Raw genomic sequence first — 2,073 nt, 5'->3', positions numbered from 1 at the left:
TCTTCAGGCCGAAGAACAGGGCATTACCCTCAAATCCTGTAGCGGCGACTTTAAGGCTTATATGGAGAAGGCGCGCCTCCTGAAGCCGGATCCTGAAAAAATGCGCCGGGAGTGTGAACAGATCATGGCCGGCTGCCTGGTTGCCGAACATGGCATCAGAGAGGCCGATCCCAGGCTTGCGACGGTCTGCCTCTGGCCTCTGGCCATGTTTTCAGATCTCTGTTCTCAGGATCGCCTTAAAAAATGGGCGGAGACAGCGCAGCGCCTGGATATGCCGCTGTCCTCAATTGCCAAATTCTATCTGGGCAGCGCCGTTTTTGATGCGATTTTTCCCAAGGAAGGAAAAAACGCCAATGAAATGGATGGCCACAAAGCAGCTGCAGCCGCAGAAAAGGAATTAAATCCGGAACTTAATAAAACGGCGATAAAAAAAGATATTGCCAAAACCAGGAAAGCTATAGAGGAAATATTATGGAAAGCCGCGGAGATCTACAAAAAAAAGTTCCAGCCGTGCTTCCCATGACTTTCTTTGCGATCCCTGCTTTCCGGTTACGCGCTAAGCCAGGTTGGCGCAGTCTGGGCCTTTAGTTAGCCTGAATCAGCAGGGACTGGAACATTCCCCCTGCTTAAGACCGTTTTTCTGAGATGCTAGGCGATCGGAAATCCGGAGTCCCGCCGCATCGCCCGGGGATCTGTTAACGGAGAGGCAGGCCGGCTTTCCTCCCTTCCGCAATCACGATCCTGCTCACATTTTAAGCAATCTCCGCAGCATAACCCGCATTTTCGGGATCCGGGACTTACTTCCGGATGCGCACCGGCACAATAATAGAACTGTATCCCCGCGATCCGTGTCCCTTGAATAACCTAAGACGCGTACGGCGATCCGCGCAAATATACCCCACCGCGCACACGTATACATATGCGTGCACATCCGCGCATCATTGCAGAGGCTGCCATGACCCCAGAAACAGATCTTCCCGGCGTTACTTCAGATAATATTCCCGCTGACTCCGCAAAGGCCGCTCCCGAAGCGGCTTCCGCTCCGGCCCGGGGCGGTCTCCCCGCCGGGCTTCTGTCCCGCCTCCCCGGCAGCATCTCGGACTTTGAAGAGCTCCGCCGCCGAAACCGCATCTACGTGGACAAAACCGCTTATATCTATGAGATTGCGGTCTTTAACGGCCCCTTTATCCTGACCCGCCCAGCCAATTTCGGGAAAACCCTGCTTCTGTCCACTCTGGCCTCGCTGTTTTCTCACGGGATGGAACACTTTAAAGGGCTCAGCATCGACGGACACTGGCGGGACACCGGGGACTATCAGGTGCTCACCCTGGACTTTGCCGCCAGATTTGACAGCCTGAAAAACCTGGATGCCGCCGTCTGCGCCGCCATCGAGGACTTCGCCGCCAAAAACGGCGTGGATCTCGCCTCCCATGGCAACGGTCTTCACGTCCCCCTGACCCACCGGGGGCCGGAGCTTATCGGAAACCTGCTGGAAAACAGCAAAAAGCAGACGGTGCTTCTCATCGATAACTTCGACGCTCCCTTAAGCGTTCCCGGCTTCGGATCCGAAGAGGTGCGGGCTGTTTCCCACTATCTCACGGAATTCTTCACCATCGTCAATAACAGCATCGCCCATCTGAGATTCCTGCTGGTGGCCGGAGTCATGCCGGTGCCGCTCTCCGACATGTTTGACGTCTTCAGAAACTACATCAATCTCACCCTGGATTCGGAAAACGCCGCCCTTCTGGGCTTTACCCCCGAGGAAACTGAAAACTTCATGGAGCCGGAGCTTAACAAGGCCGCCGAGGCTCTGGGCCTGCCCCGAAAGGAACTCCTCCGCCTGATCACCCGCTATTACGGCGGATACCGCATGACCATTGACTCCCCGGTTGAGGTGATAAACCCCCGCTCTCTTATCCGCTTTCTCTCCCGGCCGGAGGAAGGCTTTCAGAACTACTGGCCGGAAAGCGGCCTTAGCTACGCCTCTCTGGCAGCGGGCTGGCTCCGGAGTCTTTCAGACGATATTCTGGGGAATATCCTGGAGGTGCTTTCCGGCCCCTATTCTCTCAAGGA

2 protein-coding genes are annotated in these 2,073 nt (G+C 55.7%); both read left to right on the top strand.

Annotation, left to right across the window (positions count from 1 at the left end):
• A partial coding sequence (locus tag ACJROR_RS01360; RefSeq protein ID WP_406545535.1) for a hypothetical protein occupies window positions 1–523 on the top strand: 523 nt, incomplete at its 5' end.
• Window positions 524–955: 432 nt separating this feature from the next.
• Window positions 956–2,073, top strand: a 1,118-nt coding sequence (locus ACJROR_RS01355) for an AAA family ATPase (RefSeq protein ID WP_406545534.1), incomplete at its 3' end; no start/stop codon positions are given.

Origin of the sequence: Succinimonas sp. (genome assembly GCF_045225735.1) — a bacterium.
Classification (GTDB): domain Bacteria; phylum Pseudomonadota; class Gammaproteobacteria; order Enterobacterales; family Succinivibrionaceae; genus Succinimonas.
This window is presented reverse-complemented; position numbering and strand designations above follow the sequence as displayed.